Annotated in this window: 24 protein-coding genes and 1 pseudogene; 13 read left to right on the top strand and 12 right to left on the bottom strand. The window is 48.5% G+C overall.

Going from position 1 to position 26,183, the window contains the following annotated elements; genetic code table 11:
• Positions 1–185: 185 nt before the first annotated feature.
• The 9 genes from HMPREF9443_RS05170 to rpmH all read right to left on the bottom strand — a co-directional run bounded on the left by HMPREF9443_RS05170 (position 186) and on the right by rpmH (position 7,853).
• The gene (locus HMPREF9443_RS05170) at positions 186–1,064 is read right to left on the bottom strand and encodes a ParB/RepB/Spo0J family partition protein (RefSeq protein ID WP_009145474.1); all 879 of its coding nucleotides are present in this window, start codon (positions 1,062–1,064) and stop codon (positions 186–188) included.
• Between the two features lie 11 nt (positions 1,065–1,075).
• A complete protein-coding gene (gene rsmG / locus HMPREF9443_RS05165; protein WP_009145473.1) occupies positions 1,076–1,795 on the bottom strand; it encodes a 16S rRNA (guanine(527)-N(7))-methyltransferase RsmG in 720 nt (239 codons plus the stop codon).
• A complete protein-coding gene (gene mnmG / locus HMPREF9443_RS05160) occupies positions 1,792–3,675 on the bottom strand; it encodes a tRNA uridine-5-carboxymethylaminomethyl(34) synthesis enzyme MnmG (protein ID WP_040565073.1) in 1,884 nt (627 codons plus the stop codon). The genes rsmG and mnmG overlap by 4 nt, the downstream gene beginning before the upstream one ends.
• A gap of 273 nt (positions 3,676–3,948) precedes the next feature.
• Complete coding sequence (gene mnmE, locus HMPREF9443_RS05155; protein ID WP_009145471.1) at positions 3,949–5,328, bottom strand: tRNA uridine-5-carboxymethylaminomethyl(34) synthesis GTPase MnmE; 1,380 nt, start codon at positions 5,326–5,328, stop codon at positions 3,949–3,951.
• A gap of 107 nt (positions 5,329–5,435) precedes the next feature.
• Entirely contained in the window at positions 5,436–6,359 is a 924-nt protein-coding gene (jag, locus tag HMPREF9443_RS10990) for an RNA-binding cell elongation regulator Jag/EloR (RefSeq protein ID WP_009145470.1), read from the bottom strand.
• A gap of 28 nt (positions 6,360–6,387) precedes the next feature.
• Positions 6,388–7,032, bottom strand: a complete 645-nt coding sequence (locus tag HMPREF9443_RS05145; protein WP_009145469.1) for a YidC/Oxa1 family membrane protein insertase — start codon at positions 7,030–7,032, stop codon at positions 6,388–6,390.
• Between the two features lie 45 nt (positions 7,033–7,077).
• Complete coding sequence (gene yidD, locus HMPREF9443_RS10560) at positions 7,078–7,287, bottom strand: membrane protein insertion efficiency factor YidD (protein ID WP_071585659.1); 210 nt, start codon at positions 7,285–7,287, stop codon at positions 7,078–7,080.
• A 15-nt stretch (positions 7,288–7,302) separates the two neighbouring features.
• Entirely contained in the window at positions 7,303–7,659 is a 357-nt protein-coding gene (gene rnpA / locus HMPREF9443_RS05140; RefSeq protein ID WP_040565072.1) for a ribonuclease P protein component, read from the bottom strand.
• Between the two features lie 59 nt (positions 7,660–7,718).
• A complete protein-coding gene (gene rpmH / locus HMPREF9443_RS05135; protein WP_021718820.1) occupies positions 7,719–7,853 on the bottom strand; it encodes a 50S ribosomal protein L34 in 135 nt (44 codons plus the stop codon).
• Between the two features lie 355 nt (positions 7,854–8,208).
• Between rpmH and dnaA the strand changes: the two genes are divergently transcribed.
• The 12 genes from dnaA to HMPREF9443_RS05080 all read left to right on the top strand — a co-directional run bounded on the left by dnaA (position 8,209) and on the right by HMPREF9443_RS05080 (position 21,183).
• On the top strand, positions 8,209–9,588 hold the full coding sequence (gene dnaA / locus HMPREF9443_RS05130; protein ID WP_009145465.1) for a chromosomal replication initiator protein DnaA: 1,380 nt from the start codon (positions 8,209–8,211) through the stop codon (positions 9,586–9,588).
• A 261-nt stretch (positions 9,589–9,849) separates the two neighbouring features.
• On the top strand, positions 9,850–10,959 hold the full coding sequence (gene dnaN, locus HMPREF9443_RS05125) for a DNA polymerase III subunit beta (protein WP_009145464.1): 1,110 nt from the start codon (positions 9,850–9,852) through the stop codon (positions 10,957–10,959).
• 11 nt (positions 10,960–10,970) lie between these two features.
• Positions 10,971–11,195, top strand: a complete 225-nt coding sequence (locus tag HMPREF9443_RS05120) for an RNA-binding S4 domain-containing protein (RefSeq protein WP_009145463.1) — start codon at positions 10,971–10,973, stop codon at positions 11,193–11,195.
• Complete coding sequence (gene recF, locus HMPREF9443_RS05115) at positions 11,195–12,322, top strand: DNA replication/repair protein RecF (protein WP_009145462.1); 1,128 nt, start codon at positions 11,195–11,197, stop codon at positions 12,320–12,322. The genes HMPREF9443_RS05120 and recF overlap by 1 nt, the downstream gene beginning before the upstream one ends.
• A 2-nt stretch (positions 12,323–12,324) precedes the next feature.
• Complete coding sequence (locus tag HMPREF9443_RS05110; RefSeq protein WP_009145461.1) at positions 12,325–13,104, top strand: DciA family protein; 780 nt, start codon at positions 12,325–12,327, stop codon at positions 13,102–13,104.
• Positions 13,088–13,348: an extracellular matrix regulator RemB gene (gene remB, locus HMPREF9443_RS10325; RefSeq protein WP_009145460.1), complete on the top strand. Its 261-nt coding sequence runs from the start codon at positions 13,088–13,090 to the stop codon at positions 13,346–13,348. The genes HMPREF9443_RS05110 and remB overlap by 17 nt, the downstream gene beginning before the upstream one ends.
• Positions 13,349–13,350: 2 nt before the next feature.
• Positions 13,351–15,291 (top strand): DNA topoisomerase (ATP-hydrolyzing) subunit B, encoded by a 1,941-nt coding sequence (gyrB, locus tag HMPREF9443_RS05105; protein ID WP_009145459.1) that lies wholly within the window; start codon positions 13,351–13,353, stop codon positions 15,289–15,291.
• 32 nt (positions 15,292–15,323) lie between these two features.
• Positions 15,324–15,623 (top strand): hypothetical protein, encoded by a 300-nt coding sequence (locus tag HMPREF9443_RS05100; RefSeq protein WP_009145458.1) that lies wholly within the window; start codon positions 15,324–15,326, stop codon positions 15,621–15,623.
• Positions 15,623–16,360 (top strand): thiamine diphosphokinase, encoded by a 738-nt coding sequence (locus tag HMPREF9443_RS05095; protein WP_009145457.1) that lies wholly within the window; start codon positions 15,623–15,625, stop codon positions 16,358–16,360. The genes HMPREF9443_RS05100 and HMPREF9443_RS05095 overlap by 1 nt, the downstream gene beginning before the upstream one ends.
• Positions 16,361–16,525: 165 nt before the next feature.
• Entirely contained in the window at positions 16,526–17,290 is a 765-nt protein-coding gene (locus HMPREF9443_RS05090; protein WP_009145456.1) for a sulfite exporter TauE/SafE family protein, read from the top strand.
• 69 nt (positions 17,291–17,359) lie between these two features.
• Positions 17,360–19,810 (top strand): DNA gyrase subunit A, encoded by a 2,451-nt coding sequence (gene gyrA, locus HMPREF9443_RS05085; RefSeq protein ID WP_009145455.1) that lies wholly within the window; start codon positions 17,360–17,362, stop codon positions 19,808–19,810.
• Between the two features lie 38 nt (positions 19,811–19,848).
• Positions 19,849–21,183: an MATE family efflux transporter gene (locus tag HMPREF9443_RS05080; protein WP_009145454.1), complete on the top strand. Its 1,335-nt coding sequence runs from the start codon at positions 19,849–19,851 to the stop codon at positions 21,181–21,183.
• A 104-nt stretch (positions 21,184–21,287) separates the two neighbouring features.
• Here the strand turns inward: HMPREF9443_RS05080 and HMPREF9443_RS05075 are convergent, their stop codons facing one another.
• The 3 genes and pseudogenes from HMPREF9443_RS05075 to HMPREF9443_RS05065 all read right to left on the bottom strand — a co-directional run.
• Positions 21,288–22,529: a hydantoinase/carbamoylase family amidase gene (locus HMPREF9443_RS05075; RefSeq protein ID WP_009145453.1), complete on the bottom strand. Its 1,242-nt coding sequence runs from the start codon at positions 22,527–22,529 to the stop codon at positions 21,288–21,290.
• 322 nt (positions 22,530–22,851) lie between these two features.
• Positions 22,852–24,033: a MalY/PatB family protein gene (locus HMPREF9443_RS05070; protein WP_009145450.1), complete on the bottom strand. Its 1,182-nt coding sequence runs from the start codon at positions 24,031–24,033 to the stop codon at positions 22,852–22,854.
• A gap of 29 nt (positions 24,034–24,062) precedes the next feature.
• Positions 24,063–24,494, bottom strand: a pseudogene (locus HMPREF9443_RS05065) (PLP-dependent transferase); the annotation flags it as partial.
• 655 nt (positions 24,495–25,149) lie between these two features.
• On the opposite strand from HMPREF9443_RS05065, the gene HMPREF9443_RS05060 reads away from it, so the two are divergent.
• Positions 25,150–26,183, top strand: a 1,034-nt coding sequence (locus tag HMPREF9443_RS05060) for a GTP-binding protein (RefSeq protein WP_009145447.1), incomplete at its 3' end; no start/stop codon positions are given.

Here is a 26,183-nt window from a genome sequence, read left to right as displayed (position 1 = left end):
CCCAGCGGAAAAGGGCTTCAAAAAGAGTATCTCCAGATGCTCAAATTCTGGTAGAAAACGGCTGCGGCAGCAGTCGGAGTATAATCATCCACCTCCTTGTACAAAAAAGCAGAGAGCTGTGTTTCACGTGAAACACAGCTCTCTGCTTTTATCGTTGCTACAGGAATCTTCCTTCCTTATCATTTTCAGAACAGGGGCTTGCTGTTGCCGCCCTTCGGCTTCTTCTGGTTCTTGATGCGGACGCTGACGATGACCTCATCGCCCTCCACCGTCTGCTCCATATTAACCGGAATACCGACATCCTTAATAGCGTTGACAACCTGCTTAATACTGTTCAGGTAAATGCGGACATCGTTGACAATCACCATACGGCGGCGTTTTTCCTGCTGGTTGTCCTCCAACAGCTTGTTGATATATTCCTCGGTCTGGCGCACGCTGTAATTCTTGGCAACAACAACCTCCAGCACCTCCAGACGCTTGGCATCATCATCCAGCTTCAGCAGTGCGCGCGCATGACGCTCGCTCAGACCGGCATCCACCAGCACCTTGCGTACAGCAGGCGACAGGCGCAGCAAACGCAGCTTGTTGGCGATAGTAGACTGCTTCTTGCCTACGCGCGCAGCCATAGCCTCCTGCGTCAGATGGAACTGCTCCATCAGCTGTTCATAGCCTTCGGCCTCCTCCAGAAAATGCAGATCCTCACGCTGCAGGTTTTCAATCAGCGCAATCTCTGCAATCTGCTGCGTAGTATAATCGCTGATAATCACCGGTACCTCCGTCAGCTTCGCCATACGGGAAGCACGCAGACGGCGCTCGCCGGCAATCAGCAGATAACGTCCGTCCTCAGTCGGCGATACCAAAAGAGGCTGCAGCACACCATATTGGGCGATGGAAGCAGACAGCTCCTCTAAGGCTGCTTCGTCAAAGCTCTTGCGCGGCTGATAAGGGTTGGGGAAAATCTGCCCGATGGGAACCTTGACTACCTTCACCTCATTAACGGCCTTACGCTCGCCGATAATACCGCAATCTGTATCCAATACCGAAAATCCATCATCTACTAACATATGTTTTCCCCCTATTTAGCGCCTAAGGGCTGTTTTTCCGGCGTACCAGCCTTACGCGGGTATTGCGCCGGTGTGCTTTTGATTTTAGCTATCTTTATTATAGCACGTCCATCATCCAGACCGGGTAATTTTACAGGCTCCGCACTGAGAATTTTGCCGCCGAGAATTTTTACCGCAGCCTCTCCTTCGGTAATTTCCTCCGCAAACTTGCTGCCCTTCAGGGCGATAAACTGACCACCCTTTTTGGCCAGCGGCAGGCAATATTCGCTCAGCACGCTCAAACGTGCCACAGCGCGCGCCGTTACATAGTCATATTTTTCGCGGTGCTTTTTATCACGGCCCGCATCCTCTGCACGCAAATGCTCGCAGCGGATGCCCTTCACCCCCAGCTCCTCAATCACCTGCTGCAAAAAGCGCAGGCGCTTGCCCAAAGAATCTATCAGAGTTACCTTCAGCTCGGGGCAGTAGATTTTCAGCGGCACACCGGGAAAGCCGGCACCTGTGCCCACGTCCGCCAGGGTTTTACCGGCCATCTCCGCCTCGTAGGCCAGCAGGCTGTCTACCATATGCTTTACGGCAACCTCCTCAGGCTCGGTAATCGCGGTAAGGTTCATCACCTTATTGGTTTCCACCAGCAGCTCGTAATAACGGCTGAACTGCTCCAGCTGCAGCGGCGTAAAGCTCAAACCGGCCTCCGCACCCTTTTCGGCTAAAATTTCTGCAAAGGTCATTCTTCCTGCTCCTTTCGGCGCTTCAGCTCCAACGCAATCATCAGCACGCTGATATCAGCCGGTGACACACCGCTGATACGCGATGCCTGACCGATATTCGCCGGACGCACCTTGTCCAGCTTTTCAGCAGCCTCGCTGGAAAGCTCCTTAATCGCACGATAATCTATATCATCAGGCAGGCGCTTGTTTTCCAGCTTCATAAAGCGCTCTACCTCCTGACGCTGTTTCGTAATATAGCCCTCATACTTGGCGAAAATCTCAGCCTGCTCCGCAACCTGCGGTGCCAGCTCCGACAAACCGAAGGCCTGCTGCAGCTTGCTGTAGGTAACCTCCTTGCGGCGCAGCAAATCCAAAAGACTGCTGCCGCTGCGCAGCGGCGCCGTACCCATAGCATCCAGCTTAGCATTGTTTTCCGCACTGGGAGAAATATTCTGCTTGCCCAGCTCGCTCACTGTGCGCTCCAAAGCAGTACGCTTTTCGGTGAAAATGCCGTAGCGCTTATCATCAACCAAACCAATAGCTCTGCCCTTTTCCGTCAAACGCAAATCAGCATTATCCTGACGCAGCAGCAAACGGTATTCCGCACGCGAGGTCATCATTCTGTAAGGCTCGGACGTGCCCTTGGTAACAAGGTCATCAATCAGCACGCCGATATACGCCTCATCACGGCGCAGCACCAGCGGCTCGCGTCCGTTAATCTTCATCATTGCGTTAATACCTGCCATCAGACCTTGGGCAGCAGCCTCCTCGTAGCCGCTGGTACCGTTGGACTGACCGGCACTGAACAAGCCGCTGATAGCCTTATGCTCCAGCGACGGACGCAGCTGCAGCGGATCAAGGCAATCGTAATCGATAGCATAGCCCGCACGCATCATCTTGCAGTGCTCCAGTCCGGGAATAGTCTGCATAAACTGCAGCTGAATGTGCGCCGGCAAAGAAGAACTCATGCCTTGTACATACATTTCATTGGTACTGCGTCCCTCCGGCTCGATAAACAGCTGATGACGCTCCTTATTGGCGAAGCGCACAATCTTAGATTCGATAGACGGGCAGTAACGCGGGCCGACGCCCTCGATCATGCCGTTATACATACCGGATAAATGCAGATTATCGCGGATAATTTTATGTGTAGCCTCATTCGTATAGGTCAGATAGCAAGGAACCTGCTCACGTGTTTTGATATCGCTGATAAAGGAGAAGTTGCGCACCTCCTCATCGCCGTACTGCGGCTCCATCTTGCTGTAATCAAGACTGCGGGCATCAATACGCGCCGGCGTACCGGTCTTAAAGCGCATCAGCTCCACGCCGTTCTCCAGCAGCGAAGCAGACAGCTTCTGCGCACTGCGCAGACCGTTAGGACCGCATTCATAATTAACCTGGCCGTAAACAATACGGCCGCGCAGATAAGTACCGGTAGCCAGAATAACGCACTTCGCCTCGAAAACCTCGCCCGTTTCGGCCTCTACGCCAACAACCGCACCGTTTTCCACCAGCAGCTTATCAATCATCAGCTGCTTCAGCTCCAGATTCTCCTGGTCCTCGACAATCTTTTTCATCAACGTGTGATAAAAAGGCTTATCCTCCTGACCGCGCAGAGCATGTACGGCATAGCCCTTACCGGTATTCAAAAGACGCATCTGGATACATGCCAAATCCGCACTTATACCCATCTGGCCGCCTAAAGCATCCAGCTCACGCACCAGATGGCCTTTTGCCGGACCGCCGATAGACGGATTGCACGGCATCAGCGCCACATTATCCAACGACAGCGTCGCCAGCAGCGTCTTACCGCCCAGGCGGGCAGCAGCCAGCGCAGCCTCCACGCCTGCGTGGCCGGCGCCAACAACAATTACATCAAATGTATCTGTAATATAACTCATCTTAATAGACCTCTTAAAAATATATGTACCGACTATCACCATCTTACATGGGAGATAACCAGGAAATTAGCAGAAAACCCTAACGAGCAATTAATATATCGCTTACACAACCCTCAGTCATCGCCTACGGCGATGCCAGCTCCCTTTCAGGGAGCATGTAAAAGTTCATAGTAATAACCAAAGTTAAAACTTCGCAATAATATTATATCTTCCCTAAAAGGGAAGGTGGCTGCGAGCTTCAGCGAGCAGACGGAAGGGTTGCGATGCACACCCCTACTTACCGATACAGAACCGCTCAAAAATCTCATTGATAATCTCATCCTGCACTGTATCACCCGTAATCTCACCTAACAGGTCAATCGCCGAGCGCACATCAATCACAATGCAGTCATAAGGCAAATAATCCTGTGCCGCAAACTCCGCATCCTGCAGACCTGCCAGCGCCTCACGCAGCAAACGCTCCTGACGCGCATTCTGAATATATGCACCGTCCCCCAGCGTACCCTTGCTGCCGTAAACATAGCTCTTCAGCCAGGCAGTAAACGCCTCAATGCCAACCAGAGTCTTAGCAGAAAGCGTCATCACCTTATCAGCGCCAAAGCGCTCTCGCAGCTGCGCCAAATCAACCTGCTGCGGCAAATCGCTCTTATTCACAATCACCACACAGGGCTTGCCGGCCGCAGCCTCTAAAATCGCCTCATCCTCATCCGTCAGGCCATCGCTGCCGTCAATCACGCAGATAACCAGCTCCGAATCCGCCAACAGCTGACGGCTCTTCTCCACGCCAATTTTCTCCACAAAATCATCGGTAGCACGGATACCCGCCGTATCAGCCAGCACCAACGGCACACCGTCAAGCAGCAGCTGCTCCTCAATAACATCACGCGTAGTACCGGCATACTGCGAAACAATAGCACGCTCCTCCCGTAGCAAAGCGTTTAGCAGGCTCGACTTGCCCACGTTCGGACGGCCAACAATAGCTGTACGCAAGCCCTCGCGCAAAATCTTGCCCGTATGCGCATGCGCCAGCAGATGCTCAATCCCGCTGCAGACAGTACTCAGGCTCTCCTGCACCCTGCCATAGGTAACATCCTCGATATCCTCCTCCGGATAATCAATCACAGCCTCCAGATTAACAACAATATCCACCAGCTGCTTACGCAGGCTGCGCAGCTCACCTGCAAGCTGTCCCTGCTGCTGACGCGCAGCCAGCTTCAAACTCGCCTCACTGCGCGAACGGATAATATCCATAACAGCCTCAGCCTGCGTCAGATCAATCCTGCCGTTCAAAAACGCACGCTTCGTAAACTCGCCGGCCTCCGCCGGACGCGCACCGGCAGCAAAAGTCAGCTGCAGAATCTTCTGCAGCGGCTGCACACCGCCGTGACACTGGATTTCAACCACATCCTCCGCCGTATAGGAACGGGGAGCACGCATATACACCGCCAGCACCTCATCTACAAGGCTGCCGTCCGTATCATAAACATGGCCATAAGCAAGCGTATTCACAGGATATGCACCAAGCGCCTTGCCGGAAGCCGCCTTAAACAAGGTCTCACCTACCGCCAACGCCTTTGGTCCGCTAATACGCACAATACCTACAGCACCTTCGCCAAGAGCCGTAGTAACAGCACTAATCGTATCCTCAGCCATATGACCCTCCTTCTTTTATCTGTACTGCATAAAAAAGCTCAGTACGTAAAAAAGGCTGCCGCAAATAAGCCTCTGATTAACTTAACGCGACAGCCTTGCTTTTTATTTTATTTTTTCAGCTCAATAACCACATGACGATAAGGCTCATCGCCCTCGCTCAGAGTAGTAACACGACGGTCACCCTGTAATGCCATATGGATAATCTTGCGTTCGTGCGGATTCATAGGCTCCAGGGCTACGCGCTCACCGGTACGTTTAACCTTATCTGCCAGACGTGCTGCCAGACGGTTAAGAGTTTCGATACGGCGGTCGCGGTAATCCTCAACGTCAATAATTACACGCACACGCTCGTTGCTATTCTTGTTAGCAACAAGATTAGTAAGGTATTGCAAGCTGTCTAAGGTCTGTCCATGCTTGCCGATTAAAATACCCATATCATCACCATGCAGGCGGAGGGTAACGCTGCCGTCATTTTTGTTGATAAATTTTTCCATAGCAACCTCAATATGCATAGCATTGAAGATTTTCTGCAAAAATTCCTTAGCAGCAGCAACTGCCTCATCACTTACATTGTATTTACGCGGTTCGCGGTTCTGACGTTCGCGACGCTCGCTCTTTAAAGCATTCAGCGCTGCGATAGCATCATCAACTGCATCATCCTTAGCATCTGCAGCCTTCTTCTTGAAATCCTCGGCAGCTACAGCTGCATCGGCCTTCACAGCATCAGCCTTTTTAGCCAGAGCACCGGCAGCTACGGTTGCAGCCACCTTTACTGCAGCTACAGCGTCGGCAGCAGCCTCGCTGACGGTTTTTTCAGCAGCGGGTGCAGCCTCAGCAGGTTTTTCTGCCTCTGCTTCTGCAGGTTTAACGCTTACGCGTACACGGGCATCCTTACGGCCAAAGCCTAAAAAGCCCTTTTTTGCTTCCTCTAATACTTCAACAACAGCCTGGTCGGCAGTAACATTCAGTTCTGCCAAAGCTGCTGCAACAGCTTCGTCCACGCTCTTACCGGTCTTCTCAACAAAAGCCATCTTTACCAACTCCTATACGCTTACACGCTTATTTAGCAGCAGCTCTGTTCATAATAGACTGCTGTGCAATCTGCATAATATTCATAACAACCCAGTACAGTACCAAACCTGCCGGGAAGGTCAAGCTGATATAACCGATGAACAGAGGCATGAAGTACATCATCATCTTGTTCTGTGCACCACCGCCGTTTGCCGGCATAGTCTGCTTGGTCTGAATAAAAGTAGTTAATGCGGAAAGCACCGGCAGAACATAGGTCGGGTCTGCCTTGGAAATGTCAGCCAGCCACAAAAAGCTGGTAACGATTTCCGGATGTGCTGCATAGTTGTAATCACGGATACCGTAGAAAATACCAATCATAATCGGCATCTGGATGAGCAGCGGCAGACAGCCTGCCAGCGGATTAACGCCTTCGCTCTTATATAAATTAGCCAGCTCCATATTCAGGCGCTGTTTATCATCCTTATATTTTTCCTGTAAAGCCTTCATTTTCGGCTGAATTTCCATCATAGCCTTAGTTGACTGAATCTGCTTTTGAGTCAGCGGATACATAATCAGCTTAATAATAATTGTCATTAACACAATAGCCAGGCCAAGGTTCGGTATACCGACGCTCTCAGTAAAATTGTAGAGCACAGTTAACACCTGTTGTACGATATTAGCGAGAAAATCCAAGATATCACTCCTTAAAAAACAAAGTGTTATAGCTTAATAGTATGCTTATGGCACAGGGTCATAACCGCCCGAATGAAAAGGATGACATTTTGCGATACGCTTAATCGCCAGCCACGTTCCCTTCACAGGACCCTTCTTCTGAATCGCTTCAATAGCATACGCTGAACATGTAGGATAAAACCTGCAGGTCGGCGGTTTCAGCGGTGATATAAAAATCTGGTAGAATCTTATACACAAAATCAGTAACCTGCTCATAGCCTTCTATCCTTATTACTGCAGCAGAGCTGCTCTTTTTGCCAGTCTTAAAAATACACGCTCAAAAGTCTTGTAATCAGCCTTTGTCAGCTTCTTGCGAGCTACCCAGACTATATGGTAACCCTTTTTGAGTTCTGCCTTATGCATGCGGAATACTTCACGCATCAGACGCTTGACACGGTTGCGCACCACAGCACAGCCCAGCTTCTTGCCTACCGCCAGACCGATTTTTATATCTTCGCCCTGATCCGGGAGAATATAAAAAACCGACATAGCATCGACAACAGTGCGTCCCTTTACATAGACAATCTGAAAGCTTTTCTTCGATTTAAGTCGATTTAATTTTTTTAAAGTAAACTTTTTCTTTTGCATCAAATGCACACCTGCCCGCATGGAAAAAATAGGCCACTTGCGCGGCCTATTTTATAATGTTATGCAGACAATTTCTTTCTGCCTCTAGCACGTCTTCTTTTGAGAACTTGACGACCGCCCAAAGTTTTCATTCTTTCTCTGAAACCATGAGTTCTTTTTCTTCTGAGATTGTTAGGTTGAAAAGTACGCTTCATTCAGTATTCCCTCCTTATCCACCGCAAAATTTTATCAATTTCTAATTTATGTGAATATTGATAGCTGTTATTTGCTCTACCAACGCAGTAACAATGCGCCTTCATCAGCACGTACTGCACCACGCAAGGTATTACTAACTCATTATATGGGAAAATAAAAACTTCGTCAAGTAAAAACAGCCATTTTTCTGCCATCTCAGAAATTTTTCTTGAAAATTTGCGAAGTTATCCACAGTCTGATAAAATATATGTGTATATCTAGCTTCACTTAAACCGGCGCTTACACCGCCCTTCCGCGGGCAATGCAGGCTGTCGTTTTTATTTTTCTAAAATCAGCGAGAAAGGATGTATCTATATGAATTCCTATGATTTAGCGGAAATCTGGGTCAGATGTAAGGACAAATTAAAGGAATCCTTTAATGAAAAAGTCTTTAATGTCTGGATTAAGCCGATTATGCCGTTAGAGGTGACAGATACCTACTATAAAGTAGCTGTCAAAAACGACTTCTTTAAAACAATGCTGGAGGAAAACTACGCTCAGGTTATCGAGGGTGTCCTGGCCGGCATTATGAGCAAAAATATCAAGCTCATCATCGAAACCATGGACAACGGCAGCAGCGGATCGGAAGCAGCTGAAGAAATGCCGGCTGTACCTGCCAAGCGCGAACAGCAGCAGCTGTTTAATGAAAATACCTCTGTGCAGCAGCCCGATGAAAGCAACCTGAACCCCAAATACGTTTTTGAAACCTTCGTTATCGGCAACTCCAACCGCTTCGCCCATGCGGCAGCGCAGGCAGTAGCCAATGACCCGGCACACGCCTACAACCCGCTTTTCCTGTACGGCGGCGTTGGTCTGGGCAAAACACACTTAATGCACGCTATCGGCAACCGCATTAAGCAGAACAACCCCAGCATGAAGGTACTCTACACCTCCAGTGAAAAATTCACCAACGAAATCATCAATTCCATCCAGAACAAAACAACTGAGGCCTTCCGCCAGAAATACCGCAATATTGACTGCCTGATTATCGACGATATCCAGTTTCTGAAGGGCAAGGAGCAGACGCAGGTAGAATTCTTCCATACATTTAATGCACTGAAGGATGCCGATAAACAGATCATCATCTCCAGTGACCGTCCTCCGCGCGAAATCGAAACCTTAGAGGACCGCCTGCGTTCCCGTTTTGATCAGGGCCTCACAGCAGATATCCAGACTCCGGATTTGGAAACACGTATGGCTATCCTGCGTACCAAGGCCGCATCGGACAATATCGTCCTGCCGACTGAGGTCATCACCCTGCTGGCCACCAACATCGCCACCAACATCCGTGAAATCGAGGGTGCCTACAATAAAATAGTAGCATACACCTCCCTCATGCACATGCCCATCACTGTAGAAACCGCGCAAAAGGTTCTTTCCGACATGGGCAACGATATCAAAACCAGAACCATCACCTATGAAGGCATCATCAAGGTTGTTGCCGACCACTACAATGTTAAGCAGGACGAGCTGTTCAACAAAAAGCGTACGCAAAACATTGCCTTCCCGCGCCAGGTTGCTATGTATCTTTGCCGTGAGCTGGCTGATTTATCCTATCCGCGTATCGGTGAGCTCTTCGGCGGACGCGACCATACCACCGTTATCCATGCTTACGAAAAAATAAGCAACTTCAAAAACAGTAACCTCGCCTTCCAAAACGAGCTGCAGGAAATCATCGAAATCCTGCGGCAATAACAGTAAAAAAATTATCCACAAAAACTGTTGATAACTCCCCTTTAAACTGTGTATAACTTTTGAGCATAAGTTGATAAAATTTTAGCCTGTAGATTATGTGTATATTATTTCCCGGTTATCAACAGCCTTATATACATGGGAAATAATGCATCACAGCTACGCTCAAAGCACTTTTCCCCACAACTAACAGACCCTACTACTACGTCGACTACTTTTTATATATTATAACAGTATTAAAAAACCAAGGAGGACTGTGAACAAATGATAATTTCCTGTAATACCAACAGCTTAAATAAAGCAATCCAGACAGTTCAAAGAGCAATTATTTCCAAACCAAGCACACCTATATTTTCCGGTATCCATGTTATCGCAGCAGATAACAAGCTGGAAATACAGGCTATGGATTTAAATATGGCTATTTCCTGCACCATTGATGCGGAAATCAGCGAATCGGGGGAAATAGTTGTTTCTGCCAAGCACTTTGCCGACCTTATCCGTAAATTGCCTGCTGAAAGCCTGACTATCAGCAAAAATGAAGAAAAGCACTCTATTAAAGTAAGCTCCGGAAAATCCGAATATCAGCTCTTCTTAATGAATGAAGATGATTATCCTAAATTTCCCACCTTTGATGCAGACAGAACCATTGCCCTTGATGACGGCATGATTAAAGAACTGATTAAAAAGACTATCTTCTCCTGCTCTACCGATGAAGCAAGACCTCTGTTTACCGGTATTCTGGTAGAAGCTAAAGACGGCAAAATTACCTTCGTCGGCACCAATACCCATCGTCTGGCTATCAAATCTCTGCCCTATGAGGGAAATGAAGAGCTCAGCATGATTATTCCGTCCAAGGTTTTGGGCGAAATTTCCCGTAACCTGACAGGTGAGGTACCGCAGCAGGTACTTATTTCCCTGCTCAATAACCAGATTATGGTTGTTATCGATAATATAGTTATTGTTTCCCGTCTGATTGAAGGTCAGTTCCCTGATTATCGCCGTGTTATTCCGCCGAAATTCGCTCTGACCAGTAAGGTAAACATCAAAGAGCTTGCCGGCGCTGTCGAGCGTGTTGCTCTTTTCTCTACCGACGGTGATTACAGCATCATCAAAATGAGCGTAGCTGCCGACGAAATTACTATTACCAGCAGCAGCCCGGATGTAGGTACCGGCCTGGAGGTTGTTTCCTGCCAGACTATCGGTGATCCGCTAAATGTTGCCTTTAATGCCAAATATATTCTGGATATCCTGAAGAACCTGGAAGCAGAGGAAGCTGTTTTATCCATGAATACCTCTCTCAGCCCGGTATGTGTTACCTGTGCCGATGAACCGGATTATACCTACATCGTAACACCGGTACGTGTTGTTTTCTAAGGAGCGGAATTATGCAAAAAGAAACTGTAGAAATCACAACAGAATTTATTACTATGGATAAGCTGCTGAAGTTTTCCGGTGTTGCTGATACCGGAGGCCAGGCATTTCTGATGGTTGAAGATGGCGTTGTCCGCCTGAACGGCCAGCTGGTAACGGAAAAACGTAAAAAGGTACATCCCGGCGATGTAGTAAATATTGATGACCAGATAGAGCTGACCGTTGCCAAAGAAGCTTAATGAAAATCAACAGTCTTTATGCGGTTAATTTCCGCAACTATGAAAGCTGCAGCCTGCAGCTTTCATCTATGATTAATGTTTTTTACGGGCAGAACGCCCAAGGAAAAACTAATCTGCTGGAGGCTATTTTTTACAGTGCCTTCGGTATGTCGCACCGTACCTCCGCCGAAGAGGAAATGCTGAAAATGGGTGCCGACGCTATGGCCGTAGGCGTGGAATATGCCAGCGTCAGCGGCAGCCATGAGGTAAAAATAAAAAAATACCGTCAGCATGAACGCTGGCAGAAGGAAATACTGCTCGACGGTGCGCGCGTGCGTCCCAAGGAGCATTACGGTGCCCTGAATACGGTGATGTTTTCGCCGGAGGACCTGCAGCTGGTCAAGGGTGAGCCTGCATTGCGACGCCGCTTCTTTGATATGCAGATTGCCCAGACAGATCCTGTCTACTACGATTTGCTGCTGAAGTATAACCGTGTTCTGCAGCAGCGCAACCGTCTTTTGAAGGAGCTGCGCGATAACGGCGGCACTCCTGATATACTGCAGCCCTGGAACGAGGAGTTCATCCGTCTGGCGGCAGCTATTGTCCGCAGACGTTTGGCGGCTTTGGGCAAGCTGCAGGCTATTGCCGGAGAGATTTATTCATCCATTACCAAGGGCAGCGAAATGCTGCAGGTGCGCTATGAGCAGAAGGCTAACAACAGCACTCTGCTCTATCCGCAGTCTGCCGAGGCGGCAGCAGAGGATTTTTACCGTGAACAGCTGTCGGAGCGTCAGCGCCTTGATATTCTGCGCGGTAATACGGGCATCGGTCCCCACCGCGACGATTTGCAGCTTCTGCTCAACGGTCTTTCATTGCGGGCCTTCGGCTCACAGGGGCAGCAGCGCAGCGGTGCTCTGGCACTGAAGCTGTCGCAGCTGCAGTATGTCAAAAACGAGCTGGGCGAATTCCCTGTTCTGCTCTTGGATGACGTAATGAGCGAGCTTGATAACAGCCGCCGCGCTCAGCTGCTGCTGTTTATTGACGGCAGAGTGCAGACCTTTATTACAGTAAATGACCGCGAGCTGATACCGGAGCTCGCCGGTAATGCTTACTTTAAAATTTCCGGTGGCAGTATAAGCGAGGCCTGATTATGTATGCTGAGAATTTAGAGGCTGCGGAGGAGGTTATCCGCCGTCTGTTTGATCCGCGCCGTACCTATAAAAAGGCTTATATATCGCCGGAAATCAAGCTGGCCTATCTGCAGCATTATCTGGAAAGCAGATGGACGGAGATTGTGGGCGAAAATCTGGCGCGCAGCTGTGCTATCGAAAAAATCAGCGGCAGCGAGCTTTATGTGCGCACGGCCAACAGTATGCTGGCCAACGAGCTTTATATGATGCAGCAGCTGTTTCTGCAAAAAATCAACTCCTTTTTGCTGGGACGCGTGCTGATTAAAAAGGTTTATTTTCATACCGGCAGCTTTTTCAGAAAGCAGCAGCAAAAGGAAAAGCAGGCCGAGCCGCCTGAACCGCCTGCGGAATATACCAAATGCCCAATATGCGGTGCCCAAATGCGCAAGGGACTGGATATGTGCAGCATCTGCGAGCGCGAGCAGCGCGAGGAGCTGCGCAGCAAGCTGGCGGAGCTGCTGCGGATTCAGCCCTGGCTGAAGTATGAAGATTGTCTGGCCTACTATAAATGTGATAAAATATTATTTACGGCTGTAAAGGAAAACTTACAAAGCTACTATTTTGAACGGGTGCGCTGCGGCTTTGCCGATAAGAAGGAAAGCCTGCTGGCGGTAATGTTTCTGCTGGAAAAGCAGCCTGAGGACATTACCCTTGCACTGTATGAAAATGCTTTGACTTATTTAAGGAGGGATCAGGGTGTATCTGCATTTGGGAGTAGATTACATGGTAAAAAACAGTGAAATAATCGCTATTTTTAATTTGAATCACCCTCAGTCAGTGGTTTATGACGATTTCGTCAAGAAGTACGGCTCCCGCTATAAGGTAGTCGATGCTTCCGGCGGCGAAGGCTATTACAGCTGCGTTCTGACCGATGATACAATGTATTTGTCCTCGATTTCTTCGGTGACTTTGAAAAAACGCGCTGAATCAGGTTTTCTGGACGGCGCTGTCTATACTAATTTAGAAATTTTAAAACGGAGGTAAATATGACCCAGGATATTGATATTGAAGAAGCTACAGCGGTCAAGGGTAACTATAACGCGGAACAGATTCACGTTTTAGAGGGCCTGGAGGCTGTACGCAAAAGACCTGCTATGTATATCGGCAGTACGTCCTCCCGCGGTCTGCACCATCTGGTGTATGAGGTTGTGGACAACAGTATTGACGAGGCTTTGGCCGGCTACTGCAGTGATATCAAGGTAATTATCCATAAGGATAACAGCATTACGGTTATCGATAACGGCCGTGGCATTCCCGTGGATATGATGAAAAAGGAACAGAAGCCTGCTGTTGAGGTTATCATGACAGTACTGCATGCAGGCGGTAAGTTCGGTGACGGCGGCTATAAGGTTTCCGGCGGTCTGCATGGTGTCGGTGTTACCTGCGTTAACGCTTTGAGTGAGCACATGGAGGTTGAGGTGCGCCGCGGCGGCAAATGCTACGGCATTGAGTTTGCTAAGGGTAAAACCTCGAAAAAGCTTTACGAAAAGGGCGATTGCGAAACTACCGGTACCACAGTACATTTCAAACCTGACGCTACCATTTTTACGGAAACGGAATACAGCTATGATACTCTGCGTCTGCGTATTCGCGAGTTGGCCTTTTTGAATAAGGGCATTACTATTTCCCTGACCGATGAACGTGCCGAGGATAAGAGTGAAACCTTCCATTTTGCCGGCGGTATTATCGAATACGTTGAATTTATGGATAAGGATAAGGATAAAATAAATCCGAAGCCGATTTATCTGGAGGGTGAAAAGAATGCTGTTATCGTTGAGGTTGCAATGCAATATTGTGATACCTACAGCGAGAATATTTTCACCTATGTCAACAACATCAACACCGAAGAAGGCGGTACTCATCTCAGCGGCTTCCGTAAGGCGCTGACACGCACAATTAACGCTTATGCGCGTAAAACCAATATGCTCAAGGAAAATGAGGATGCGCTGAGCGGTGATGATGTGCGTGAGGGCTTAACCGCAGTTCTGAGCCTGAAGGTGCAGAACCCGCAGTTCGAAAGCCAGACTAAAATTAAGCTGGGCAACAGCGAGGTTATGCCTATCGTTGATAATCTGGTCGGCGATACTCTGGCCGAGTTTATGGAGGAAAATCCGCAGGTTGCCAAAAAGCTGGTGGAAAAGGCTATTGTTGCTGCACGCGCCCGTTTGGCAGCACGCAAGGCGCGCGAGCTTACACGCCGTAAGAACGCTATGGATTTGGGCGGACTTCCCGGCAAGCTGGCTGACTGCAAGAGCCGTAACGTTGAGGATACCGAGATTTATCTGGTCGAAGGTGACTCTGCAGGCGGCAGTGCCAAGCAGGGACGTAACAGTGATTTCCAGGCTATTTTGCCGCTGCGCGGTAAAATCCTTAATGTAGAAAAGGCACGTCTTGATAAGGTGCTGAGCAGTGAAGAAATCCGTAATATGATTACCGCCTTCGGCTGTGGTATCGGCGATGACTTTAATCTGGAGAAGGCACGTTATGGCAAGATTATTATTATGACAGATGCCGACGTCGACGGTGCGCATATCCGTACGCTGCTGTTGACCTTCTTCTACCGTTATATGCAGCCCCTGATTAAGGAAGGCCATGTGTTTATTGCACAGCCGCCGCTGTATTTAATCCGTAAAAACCAGAAGCAGCATTACTACGCTTACAGCGATGAAGAATTGCAGGAAATCCTCGACGAGGTTGGCCGCGATGCTAACCCGTATGTACAGCGTTACAAAGGCTTAGGCGAGATGAACCCCGGCCAGCTGTGGGAAACAACTATGGATCCTGCTGCACGTACTATTCTGCAGGTTCATCTGGAAGACGCTGCGGAAGCAGATCGCATTTTCTCCATTCTGATGGGCGATAAGGTTGAGCCGCGCCGTCAGTTTATCGAGGACAATGCTAAGAAGGTTCGTAACCTGGACCTGTAAGCAGGCTTGTAGCATAAAAAGAGGTGCTTTAAATGGTTAAAATTAAAAAAGGACTTTCCGATGCAGATATGCTGAAGGGCTTCAGCGAAGAGCTGACCTTTGAAAATGGTATGTATGCGGATGAAAAGGATAAGCAAAGCAAATTAAAGGGTGCTAAGGCACCTGCTAAAAAAGAGCTGCTGCTGCCGGAGGATGCGCAGGAGCGTCTGAACCGTTTTCTTCTGGAAATCAGCATGGAATGGCTGAAGAACAAGAATGGTGACTGCACCTGGAAGGTTCTTAAGGAAAACGGCCAAATTGTGATTAAGCCTGTCGCTGTAGCGAAAAAATAATGGCTGCTAAGCTTTTTGTATTGCCTGAGCTGGAGCTGCGCGTAATGTTTCACGTGAAACATCACGCTGCTGCACTTTCCCCTGCTGACACTTTGCTGGTGGTTGCAGGCGGACGCGGACCGAAAACTGAGTGGCTGCACAGCGTCAGCAGCGATAAGAAAATTTACTGCGCCGACCGCGGCGCCGAGTATTGCTTTGCAGCTGGCTGTGTGCCGGCGGAGCTGTTCGGTGACTGCGACAGCTCATCGCAGGCTGTTTACAGGCAGGCGCGTGCTGCAGGCACAGAGGTGCACAGCTTTAATCCTGCTAAGGATGATACCGACCTGCAGCTGCTGCTGCATAATCTTCCTGAGGGAGACATTCTTGCCAGCGGTATTTGGGGCGGACGCTTCGACCATTTATACAGCAACGTTTATACTCTTATGGGAGTAAAAAAGCAGCGTGGCTGCCGTGTTATACTGGCGGATGACAAGGAATTTATGCTGCTGCTGACAGAGGGCGAAAGCGTAGAGCTGAAGCTGCAGGCTGCGGAGGAAGCTGTTTCACTGCTGCCCTTAAGCGAAAGCACGGTAGTAGATTTTACCGGCGTGCGCTGGCCCTTGCAGCAGGCAACACTGCGCCAGCTCTACCCTTACGCTATCAGCAATGAGGTTCTGGAAGGTACCGAAAAAATCCGCTGCACCTGTCACAGCGGTGCTTTAGGAATCTATATCCGTTGGGCGGAAGGAAGTAAATAGTTAAAAGTTAATAGTGTATAGTGTACAGTGAAAAGTAAGCAGTGATTAGTAAATAGTGTGCAGTGAAGCCGTGCAGCCTGATATTTGGCATAATGAGTTCCGCTTGCTAACCACTAACAACTAATTACTAGCCACTGAAATGAGGGGAATTTTTTGGAAACTTTTGTGGCGAATTTAGATACTACGACAGTTATTTTCCTGATTGTATCAGGCTTTATAGCTTCGTTTATTGATTCTACTGTCGGCGGCGGCGGTTTAATTTCCACCCCTGCCCTGTTGAGCCTAGGCTTGCCTGTTCCATATGCTTTGGGAACAAACAAGCTGGCAGCCTCTATCGGCTGCTTTACCAGCGTGCTCTCCTTTTGGCGCGCCGGTAAAATAAAAAAGGCAGCCTTTACGCTGATGCCGCTTTCCTTTATCGGTTCAGCCTTAGGTGCCTACGTAGTTTATCTGCTGCCGGAGCAGCTGATGAAAAATATTATCGTCGTGCTTTTGGTTGCTGTTGCTGTTTATACCTATCGCCGTAAGGATTGGGGCGATGCCGGTACGGTAGAAAAGCTTGGTATGCAGGCTTTAATCGGTGCCATCGTTATGGCGTTTGCCATGGGCTTTTATGATGGCTTCTTCGGTCCCGGTACAGGCTCCTTCCTAATTTTTGGCTTTTTATATTTGGGATATGATTTTGTAACGGCTGCCGGTAATGCCAAGGCGTTGAATTTTGCCAGCGGCGTGGGAGCGTTGGTATCCTTCGCTGTCAGCGGCACGATTATCTGGAGCTACGGCCTAATTATGGCTGCGGCAATGATTGCCGGTGCTGTTGTCGGTACCCGACTGGCAATTAAAAAGGGTGCTTCCTATGTGCGTCCCTTGTATTTATTGGTTACCACCCTGCTGATTGGCAAGCAGGTTTATGAGATATTATTAAAATAACCTGAGGTGAGGCCTTTTGCCTCAGTTATCTGGTTGTAATATTGTTTTTTGTAAAGGAAAGGTGATAAAGTGGATTTAGAAAATACCACTGGTAAAGTTCTTCCCGTATATATCGAAGAGGAAATGCAAAAATCCTATATCGATTATGCGATGAGCGTTATCATCCAACGTGCTTTACCTGATGTCCGCGATGGCTTGAAGCCTGTACATCGCCGTATTTTATACGCAATGCAGGAAGCAGGCATGACTCCGACGAAGCCCTATAAAAAATCCGCTCGTATCGTCGGTGACGTTTTAGGTAAATATCACCCGCATGGTGATATTTCCGTATATGATGCAATCGTGCGCCTGGCGCAGGATTTCTCTACCCGCTATCTGATGGTAGACGGCCATGGTAACTTCGGCAGTATTGACGGCGACAGTCCGGCAGCAATGCGTTATACCGAGGTACGTATGGCTAAAATTGCTGAGGCAATGCTGGAGGATATCGAAAAGGATACAGTTGATTTTGTACCTAACTATGATGAATCCTTAAAAGAGCCTAGCGTACTTCCTTCAAAGGTCCCTGCTCTGCTGATTAACGGCAGTGCCGGTATTGCGGTAGGTATGGCTACCAATATTCCTCCGCACAATCTGTGCGAGGTTGTTAACGGCCTTGTTATGCTGATTGATAACCCGGATGTGGAAATTCCGCAGCTGATGACGGCTATCAAAGGTCCTGACTTCCCGACAGGTGCCTGCATTTTGGGTAAAGAAGGTATTACCAGCGCTTATAACACCGGCCGTGGCGTAGTAAAAATCCGCGCTAAGGCTGAAATCGTGCCTGCCAACAAGGGTAAGCACCATATCGTTATTACCGAAATCCCCTATCAGGTTAATAAAGCTAACCTGATTAAGGATATTGCTAATCTGGCTAAGGACGGCGTAATCGAAGGCATTACCAAGGTTGATGACTTCTCCAGCCTTAAAGACGGCATGAAGATTGTTGTTGAGCTGAAGAGCGATGCTGTTCCTGACGTTGTTCTGAACCGTTTGTACAAGCATACCGCCCTGCAAAGCTCTTTTGGCATCATCATGCTGGCGCTGGTTAACGGCCAGCCGCGTGTCCTGAACCTTAAGCAGGTGCTGGAATACTATCTGGAGCACCAGAAGGACGTTATTACCAGACGTACCCGCTACGAGCTGGGCAAGGCCAAGGACAGAGCTCACATCTTAGAGGGCTTAAAGATTGCCCTGGATAATATTGATGCTGTAATCAGCACCATCCGCGGTAGCGCGACAGCAGAAATTGCCCGCACCGCTTTGATGGAAAACTTTAAGCTGAGCCAGCGTCAGGCACAGGCTATTTTGGATATGCGTCTGCAGCGCCTGACCGGCCTGGAGCGCAAGAAGATTGACGAAGAATATGTCGACCTGCTGGAAACCATTGATTGGCTGGAAAGCGTATTGGCAGATGAGCACAAGGTTATGAACATTATTAAGGAAGACCTTCAGGAAATGAAGAAGCGCTTTGGTGACGAGCGTCGTACCGAAATTTCCATCGACAGCTCCGAAATGGATATTGAGGATCTGATTGCCGAAGAGGATATCGTTGTAACCATCAGCCATCAGGGCTATATCAAACGCCAGACTCTGGACAACTTCCGCAGCCAAAAACGCGGCGGCGTAGGCAAAACCGGCGGCAGCGGCAAGAAGATTGATGATTCCGCAGAGCATCTCTTCCTCTCCACTACTCACCATAACATTCTCTTCTTCACCAACCGTGGCCGTGTATATCGCCAGAAGGGCTATGAAATCCCCGAAGCAAGCCGCACTGCCAAGGGCACAGCTATTATCAATCTGCTGGCATTGATGCCCGGTGAAAAGATTACAGCTGTTATTCCGGTGAAGGAATTCAGAGAAGAGCAGTACATGTTTATGGCTACCAATAAGGGTACCGTCAAGAAAATCAACCTTAAGGATCTGGAAAGCGTTCGCAAAAACGGCATGATTGCTATTAATCTGGACGATGATGAGGACCTGATCGGTGTAGAGCTTACTGACGGCAACAGCGAAATCATTTTGGCAACCCGTAACGGTATTGCCATCCGCTTTGATGAGCAGGATGTACGCACTATGGGACGCACCGCACATGGCGTAAAGGGTATTTCCCTCAACTACGGCGATGAGGTTGTAGCTATGGACAGCGTTTCCGATGAGGATTCCGAGGTGCTGACGGCAACTGAATTCGGCATGGGCAAGCGTACCGAGGTTAAGGAATACCGTAAGCAGACTCGTGGCGGCAAGGGTATAATCAACATGAAGATTACCGAAAAAACCGGTCTGGTAATCGGCATGAAGGTTATTAATCCGGATCAGGAAATCATGATGATTACTGCAGCCGGTCTGATTATCCGTACCGATGTGGACCAGATTTCCCAATATGGCCGTAATACCCAGGGCGTAAAGCTGATGACCTTGAACGATGATGACAAGGTTGTTTCTTTGGCAGCAATTCATCATGAAGAGGATGCTGAATAAATTTGTTTATTTGTTTTAACGTATGTGTTTTCTAGAAAATGAAGAGCTTTAATGATTCATTAACAGGTAAATATTTGCGTATTGCCCTCCCCGCTGCGTTGGAGGGCATTTTTATGACCTTTCTGGCTGCGGCTGATTTAATTATGGTAGGCGTATTGGGTGCTAAGGCCATAGCAGCGGTAAGTATTTTTCTGCCGCTGCGCCTGGTACTGCTGACAGTATCGCGCTCACTGGCATCAGCAGTTACGATTCTGACAGCGAATAAATTCGGTTCCGGACAATATTCCACTATTAAGGTTTTGCTGCGCCAAAGCTTTACTGTCAACAGTATCCTGCTTGTAGTGCTGCATCTGCTATTTTACGGCTTTTTTGAGAAGCTGGTGGTGCTGATGGGCGCGCAGAGGGATTATCTGGAGCTGGCGCTGGCTTACGGCAATATTGCCGTAGCTGCAGTACTGCTAAACTCACTGTCACTCTTGTTACAGGGAACCTTGTTAGGTGTAGGCCGGACAAGCGCTATTATGAAAAGCAATATTGTCGGCAATGTAGTGAATATCGTCTGCAATTATTTTCTCATTACAGGCTTTGGCAGTTTTGCCGGCTGGGGTGTGCGTGGCGCGGCAATCAGCACGATTATCGGCTCTCTGTGTACTCTTGGTATCACCGTCTGGATTATGAAGCATGAGGGCTTTTTCAGTGACGGTCTGCTGCAGCTGCCGGACAAAGTATTTTGGCGGGAATTTATGCCGGTATTCGGCGGTGTTTTCAGTGAGCTGGGAGCGGAACGCATCGGTATGCTGGCCTATGGCTGGATGACTGCGCGTCTTGGTACTCTGCCCTATGCAGTACACAGCATTTGCTATAATATCTGCGATTTTTCTTATGATTTTATCTTCGGCTTCGGTAAGGCTAATATGGTGCTTGCCGGGCAGATGCGCGGTGCCGCTGATTATGCAACCTGGAAGCGCTGCCGCAGTATAGGCTTTAAATGGGGCCTGGGACTTTCCGTTGCCTCTTTTATTATCCTGTATGCCGCACGCGTGCCGATTTTCAGCGTTTATTCGCAGGATGCGCAGGCACTTGCTATCAGTGAGACGGTAATGTTCTGGGTGGCAGCAGTTTGCATACCGCAGGGGCATACGATTATTACTGCAGGTATATTGCGTGGCAGCGGTCAGACTACTGCCGTTGCCGTCTATTCCTTTGTGCTGATTACCGTTTTGCGTCCTCTGATGACGGCTTTCTTTATCTATTATTGCAAGCTGGGTATTGTTGGCGCCTGGGTACCGATGTTTTTGGACCAGTCGCTGCGCAGTCTGTGCTTTACCTGGAAGGTTATGCGGATACGCGGATTGAAGGATTTAATAAAATAAATATGCCGTATAAAAAGCAAAGCAGCTTCTGCGTCGCAGAAGCTGCTTTTGTCGTATAAATATATAAAATTATTTTGTTGCAAGGTTGCAGCGGACTTTAGTGCTTACTCTGCAAAGCTTGTCCCCAGCTCTTTTTCTGCCAGACGGATGAAGGCACGGATAGCCTCCTCCAGCTGCGGCTGCGGTGTGTTTTCTTCCTTGCAGTGAGAAATACCGGGATCGGATTGGGCGAACATCATTACCGAAGGTACAACGGCATTCAGAGGCACGGCATCATGCAGCGGTGCGGAATACATGCTGTGTCTTGCACCTGTTTCCTCCTCTACGGCAGCGTTGCAGTCCTCTACCAGCTGCGCATCAAACAGAATCGGTGCTGCCTGCCAGATAGGCTCAAACTCTACAGTGAGCCTGCCATCCTGCGCATGCTTTTGCGCCGCAGCCTTGGCTTCTGCAACTATCGTTTGCATTGTTTCCGGCTTAATGCTGCGCTGGTCCAGCGAAATGCGGCAATAGCCCGGAGAAATAGTAGTCAGGTCAGGCTTGACCTCAATATTGCCTACAGTGCAATAGGAATCATATTTGAGGGCAATTTCACGTAAATCAAGGGTGGTCTGCGCTGCCGCAATAAAGGCATCCTGACGCAAAGCAACCGGAGAACCGCAGTGTCCCTGCTGCCCGCGGAAGGTGATGTACTGGCGGTTACAGCCGCAAACGCCGTAAACGCAGGCTACGCTTTTTTTGGCTAAAGCCAGCAGCGGTGCCTGCTCGATGTGCAGCTCCAAATAGGCTTTAACAGGCAGCTTGGCAAAGGCTGTGTGTGCCTCCCCTATTCTGTTGGCATCAAGGCCGTATTCCTGCCAGACATCGCTGAAGCTGCGGCCGTTTTCCTGATGGATTAAGGGCAGCACATCCTTGCTCGTGACAATGCCGCTGACAGCACTGCTGCCAAGACAGCTTTTACCGAAAGCTACACCCTCTTCATCTGCCCAACCGACAACGTAAAGAGTTTTGGCAGGCTTTTTATCTGCCAGACCATAGGCACCGATACCCATGCCTGCTACAACGCCTAAAGCGCCGTCCAGCCAGCCTCCGTCAGGTACGGAATCGAGGTGGCTGCCGATAACAATGCACTCCTTGCTTTCGCCGGCAAATTTGGCCCAGCTGTTGCCTGCGGCATCGGTCCAGACATCGGCACCTGCTGCCTGCATCTTTTGAGTAAACCATTCCGTTGCTTTCTTGAATGTCGGTGTCCAGGCAACGCGTTGTGCTCCGTCTGCATCAGAGGTTAAGGCTGCCAGCTCCTTGAGATCGGCAACAATGTTTTTGGATATTTGTTCACGTTTCATATAATGCTCCCTTCCTGCTCCCTTCCTGCTTCATTATGCTTTTGCATAGTGGCAAAAGCATAAAAAGATCAAGTTTATTATATTTTATTATAGCTTTAAAACCAATTTGTTCCGCTGTTTTATCTGCTCCGGTAAGAGCGTTACAGAAAACAAGCATAGGATAGCTTATTTGCATTATATACAAATCGGCGTCAATTTACAAGACGGAATAATGAGACTGCAAAGGTATATCGAAAATAAAAATAAGCTGCTGCCTTTACTTTTGCTACAAAGAAGGCAGCAGTTTTTCAGTTACATCGAAGAAATAATTAAATTAATAAATTTAATTTAATTCATGAACAGCTTGCTTCAGCTGCTCAAGTCCCTGTAATAATAGCGCACGGGGGCAGGCAACGTTGATACGTTCAAAGGCTTCTCCCTCTTTGCCGAAGATACCGCCGCCGTCGAGCCAGAGGTGTGCTTTATGCCAGAGCCACTGCTCGCGTTCAGCAGCTGTAAGGCCTAAGGCGCTGCAGTCGAGCCAAATCAGATATGTCCCCTCAGAGTGGAGCAGCTTAATCTGCGGCAGGTTCTGCTTCAGATAAGCATCAATAAATTTAATGTTATCTTCGATATAAGCCTTCGCCTGCTGCAGCCAATCCTCGCCATAAGTGTAGGCTGCCTGACAGGCAACAAGGCCTAAGGTGTTTACCTGGCTGTAGCCTGCTGCCGCTACCTGCTTGCGGAAGCGGCGACGTAAATTTTTGTTGGGAATGAAGATATTGGATACCTGCAGACCGGCAATGTTGAAGGTTTTGCTGGGAGCAGTACAGATTACGCAATTTTGCTCGTACTGCTCACCCAAACTTGCAAAAACCGTCTGAGAGTTATTTCCCCAGACGAAATCACCGTGAATTTCATCACTTACGGTAATTACACCATGCTTAAGGCAGATATCGCCTACCTTTTGCAGTTCAGCGCGTGTCCAGACACGGCCTACGGGGTTATGCGGTGAGCATAAAAGTATCAGCTTAACATTGTTAGCGACGATTTTTTCTTCCAAATCGGCAAAGTCCATTTCATAATGACCATTTTTCAGAATGAGCGGTGAATTAATCAGCTTGCGCTCATTATCTTCGATAACCTCGCTGAAAGGATAGTAAACCGGCTGCTGTACAAGTACGCCCTCACCTTTTTTAGTGAAGGCCTTTACTGCCATGGCAAGGGCAAAAACTATGCAGGGAGTCTTGGTGAGCCATTCTGCTTTGGGGCTCCAGTTAAAATGCTTAGTATACCAGTCGCGGACAGCGTGAAAATATGCTTCTGTGCTTTCGCTATAGCCGAAGATAGCATGTTGGCAGCGTTCAATAAGTGCTTCCTTTATTTCCCGGGCAATAGGAAAATCCATATCTGCTACCCCAAAAGGCAAAACGTCGGCCGGACGACCACGTTGAATGGCAAAATCGTATTTTAGGCAGTCTGTGTTACGTCTGTCGATTATTTTGTTAAAATCGTATTTAGTCATAATTTATCACCAAACTTTATTCTTATAAATTATTCTACTGCAGTAAAGGCCTGTGCCAGATCGTCAATAAGATCCTGCGTTGCTTCAATGCCTGTAGAGAAGCGCAGCAGACAATCCGTAATCCCCTTTTCGGCACATTCTTCGGCAGTAAGGTCGGTATGCGTCTGGCGAATCGGATAGGTTATCAGGCTTTCCGTACCGCCGAGGCTTTCGGCAAATTTGATGAGCTTGACGCCCTCAAGAATTTGGAGTGCTGTTTCGGAGTTGTCTACAGCAAAGGAAATCATGCCGCCGAAGCCGGTGGTCTGCGCTTTATTGATTTCATAACCGGGATGATTTTCCAGACCGGGATATAAAACATATTGTACACGCGGTTGCTTCTGCAGCCATTTCGCAATGGTAAAAGCATTTTTCTGGTGCTGCTCCATACGCAGCGGCAGAGTTTTGATACCGCGGATAATGCTCATGTACGGTAAGGAAGCAAGCAACCGAAAACAAGAGATAGACCGCCAGCACTACACTATTCCGAACCAAAGACCAAAAGATAAGCATTGTGGGAAAATCTAAACTTTTGGATTTTCCTACAATGCCAACTACGGCGGAATCCCTCCCACTCCTTATATCTTTCTGTATACATTGAATTTGTATTTAGTAAAATGCAGACAACACCACGGATCGGCTTTTGGTTGGACAATTCCAACCAAACACCACAGCAGACAGCAGAAAACATTCTGAACGCTAGGAAGCCGGTATGATTGTTACATATAAGGGGAAGAAAAATTTCTTTTAGGTACTTGCTTTCCTAAAACTGATGTGATACAATGATTTAATCCAGAAAAGGAGTAAAAAATATGCGGCAAGGTATTATTAAATAAAACTATAATCAAATAGTGGGAACAAAGGATTATGATAGCTCCTTTTGTAGGGGCTTAGTTTTTTGTACCCAATTTAAGAATACTTTTGCCTTATCAATTTTGACATATCCCCAAAAACAGCACTCACAAACAGGTGTATGCTGTATATGTGTATGTCCGCAAATTATCATCCCCAGTGGTAAAAGTATTTTACTGCTGGGGATTTTTATGCCCTTCGGGGCAGTAAAGGGAGGACAATCACATGAAAATAATCAATATTGGAATTCTTGCCCATGTAGACGCTGGAAAGACGACCTTGACGGAGAGTCTGCTATATGCCAGTGGAGCCATTTCAGAACCAGGGAGCGTCGAAAAAGGGACAACGAGGACGGACACCTTGTTTTTGGAGCGGCAGCGTGGGATTACCATTCAAGCGGCAGTCACTTCCTTCCAGTGGCACAGATGTAAAGTTAACATTGTGGATACGCCCGGCCACATGGATTTTTTGGCGGAGGTGTACCGCTCTTTGGCTGTTTTAGATGGGGCCATCTTGGTGATCTCCGCGAAAGATGGCGTGCAGGCCCAGACCCGTATTCTGTTCCATGCCCTGCGGAAAATGAACATTCCCACCGTTATCTTTATCAACAAGATCGACCAGGCTGGCGTTGATTTGCAGAGCGTGGTTCAGTCTGTTCGGGATAAGCTCTCCGCCGATATTATCATCAAGCAGACGGTGTCGCTGTCCCCGGAAATAGTCCTGGAGGAAAATACCGACATAGAAGCATGGGATGCGGTCATCGAAAATAACGATGCATTATTGGAAAAGTATATCGCAGGAGAACCAATCAGCCAGGAAAAACTTGCGCGGGAGGAACAGCGGCGGGTTCAAGAAGCCTCCCTGTTTCCGGTCTATCATGGCAGCGCCAAAAAGGGCCTTGGCATTCAACCGTTGATGGATGCGGTGACAGGACTGTTCCAACCGATTGGGGAACAGGGGAGCGCCACCCTATGCGGCAGCGTTTTCAAGGTTGAGTACACCGATTGCGGCCAGCGGCGTGTCTATCTGCGGCTATACAGCGGAACGCTGCGCCTGCGGGATACGGTGGCCCTGGCCGGGAGAGAAAAGCTGAAAATCACAGAGATGCGTATTCCATCCAAAGGGGAAATTGTTCGGACAGACACCGCTTATCCGGGCGAAATTGTTATCCTTCCCAGCGACAGCGTGAGGTTAAACGATGTATTAGGGGATCAAACCCGGCTCCCTTGCACTAGTCAACAAATTTTAGACACAAATCA

Source organism: Phascolarctobacterium succinatutens YIT 12067, from assembly GCF_000188175.1.
GTDB lineage: Bacteria > Bacillota > Negativicutes > Acidaminococcales > Acidaminococcaceae > Phascolarctobacterium_A > Phascolarctobacterium_A succinatutens.
Note: the sequence above shows the minus strand (reverse complement) of the source record. Positions and strands in the feature narration are given on the sequence as shown.

Excerpts from the sequence above, each read along its gene's own strand:
- HMPREF9443_RS05170 (WP_009145474.1), bottom strand. The coding sequence starts at position 1,064 with ATGTTAGTAGATGATGGATTTTCGGTATTGGATACAGATTGCGGTATT.
- rsmG (WP_009145473.1), bottom strand. The coding sequence starts at position 1,795 with ATGACCTTTGCAGAAATTTTAGCCGAAAAGGGTGCGGAGGCCGGTTTG.
- mnmG (WP_040565073.1), bottom strand. The coding sequence starts at position 3,675 with ATGAGTTATATTACAGATACATTTGATGTAATTGTTGTTGGCGCCGGC.
- mnmE (WP_009145471.1), bottom strand. The coding sequence starts at position 5,328 with ATGGCTGAGGATACGATTAGTGCTGTTACTACGGCTCTTGGCGAAGGT.
- jag (WP_009145470.1), bottom strand. The coding sequence starts at position 6,359 with ATGGCTTTTGTTGAGAAGACCGGTAAGAGCGTGGACGAAGCTGTTGCA.
- yidD (WP_071585659.1), bottom strand. The coding sequence starts at position 7,287 with ATGAGCAGGTTACTGATTTTGTGTATAAGATTCTACCAGATTTTTATA.
- rnpA (WP_040565072.1), bottom strand. The coding sequence starts at position 7,659 with ATGCAAAAGAAAAAGTTTACTTTAAAAAAATTAAATCGACTTAAATCG.
- rpmH (WP_021718820.1), bottom strand. The coding sequence starts at position 7,853 with ATGAAGCGTACTTTTCAACCTAACAATCTCAGAAGAAAAAGAACTCAT.
- dnaA (WP_009145465.1), top strand. The coding sequence starts at position 8,209 with ATGAATTCCTATGATTTAGCGGAAATCTGGGTCAGATGTAAGGACAAA.
- dnaN (WP_009145464.1), top strand. The coding sequence starts at position 9,850 with ATGATAATTTCCTGTAATACCAACAGCTTAAATAAAGCAATCCAGACA.
- HMPREF9443_RS05120 (WP_009145463.1), top strand. The coding sequence starts at position 10,971 with ATGCAAAAAGAAACTGTAGAAATCACAACAGAATTTATTACTATGGAT.
- recF (WP_009145462.1), top strand. The coding sequence starts at position 11,195 with ATGAAAATCAACAGTCTTTATGCGGTTAATTTCCGCAACTATGAAAGC.
- HMPREF9443_RS05110 (WP_009145461.1), top strand. The coding sequence starts at position 12,325 with ATGTATGCTGAGAATTTAGAGGCTGCGGAGGAGGTTATCCGCCGTCTG.
- remB (WP_009145460.1), top strand. The coding sequence starts at position 13,088 with ATGGTAAAAAACAGTGAAATAATCGCTATTTTTAATTTGAATCACCCT.
- gyrB (WP_009145459.1), top strand. The coding sequence starts at position 13,351 with ATGACCCAGGATATTGATATTGAAGAAGCTACAGCGGTCAAGGGTAAC.
- HMPREF9443_RS05100 (WP_009145458.1), top strand. The coding sequence starts at position 15,324 with ATGGTTAAAATTAAAAAAGGACTTTCCGATGCAGATATGCTGAAGGGC.
- HMPREF9443_RS05095 (WP_009145457.1), top strand. The coding sequence starts at position 15,623 with ATGGCTGCTAAGCTTTTTGTATTGCCTGAGCTGGAGCTGCGCGTAATG.
- HMPREF9443_RS05080 (WP_009145454.1), top strand. The coding sequence starts at position 19,849 with ATGAAGAGCTTTAATGATTCATTAACAGGTAAATATTTGCGTATTGCC.
- HMPREF9443_RS05075 (WP_009145453.1), bottom strand. The coding sequence starts at position 22,529 with ATGAAACGTGAACAAATATCCAAAAACATTGTTGCCGATCTCAAGGAG.
- HMPREF9443_RS05070 (WP_009145450.1), bottom strand. The coding sequence starts at position 24,033 with ATGACTAAATACGATTTTAACAAAATAATCGACAGACGTAACACAGAC.